This is a genomic window from Streptomyces sp. NPDC058221 (assembly GCF_042882365.1).
Classification (GTDB): Bacteria; Actinomycetota; Actinomycetes; order Streptomycetales; family Streptomycetaceae; genus Streptomyces.
This window is the reverse complement of the sequence record NZ_JBHVWF010000321.1, coordinates 1-1,187: the sequence shown is the minus strand read 5'-3', so window position 1 is coordinate 1,187 and position 1,187 is coordinate 1. Positions and strand designations below refer to the sequence as shown.

1 protein-coding gene is annotated in these 1,187 nt (G+C 64.9%); it reads right to left on the bottom strand.

Annotated elements, in window-relative coordinates; genetic code table 11:
• Positions 1–941: beta-ketoacyl synthase N-terminal-like domain-containing protein (locus ACFVW8_RS39160; RefSeq protein WP_389698832.1), on the bottom strand; the 941-nt coding region annotated here is incomplete at its 3' end.
• Positions 942–1,187: the final 246 nt, after the last annotated feature.

Below are 1,187 nucleotides of genomic sequence, written 5' to 3'. Positions count from 1 at the left end.
ATCACAGTGGAACCACCAGCCAAAGCCATCCTGCACTCACCACTGCGCAGTGCCTGCGCAGCCAGGTGCACAGCGACCAAGGACGAAGAGCACGCAGTGTCAATCGTCACCGCCGGCCCCTCAAAACCAAACGTGTACGAAATACGGCCCGACGCCACACTCGGCGCACTGCCATTCCCGAGGAAACCCTCGTACTCCTGCGGAGCATCACGCAACCGCGACGCATAATCGCTGTACATGATCCCGGCGAACACACCCGTCGCCGAACCCCGCAACGTCGCCGGATCAATCCCAGCCCGCTCCACCGCCTCCCACGCCGTCTCCAACAACAACCGCTGCTGCGGATCCGTCGCCGACGCCTCCCGAGGACTCAAACCGAAGAACCCCGCATCGAACTCACCCGCCTCATGCAGAAAACTCCCGAACCGCGTATACGTCGTCCCCGCATGATCCGGATCCGGGTGATACAACCCCTCAAGATCCCACCCACGCCCCGCAGGAAACTCACCCCGCGTCTCCCCACCCCGCTCCAACAACTCCCACAACTCCTCCGGAGACGACACCCCACCCGGGAACCGGCAAGCCATACCCACCACCGCCACCGGCTCATCAACAGCCCCACCCCGCACCACTGACGCACCCTCGTCCCGGCCCAGCAACTCCCCACGCAAGAACCCCACCAACGCATCAGGCGTCGGATGATCGAAAACCAAAGTCGCCGGCATCCGCAAACCCGTCGCCGAATTCAACCGATTCCGCAACTCCACCGCCGTCAACGAATCAAACCCCAACTCCTTGAACGCCCGATGGGGATCGATTGTGCGGGGACGGTCGATGGCGAGCACCCCGGCCACCGCTTCACGGACGACGTCGAGCAGCAGGGTGAGCTGTTCGGCGTCCGTCATCGACTGCAATTGCCGTTGCAGGGAGGATCCGGTCACGGGCCCTGCTGAACTCCCGGCTGTGCGACGCGCCCTGGTGCGGACCAAACCGCGGAGGATGGGCGGCAGTTCGTCCCGCTGGGCAAGCTTCCGGAGGGCCGCGGCGTCGAGGCGTGCCGGTACCAGGCAGGTCGAGTCGCTCCGCAGGGCGGTGTCGAGGAGGGCGAGTGCCTCCTGACTCGTCATCGGCGCAATACCCGAACGCGACAACCGCTCACGATCACCCCCACCCATCACACCCGTCAT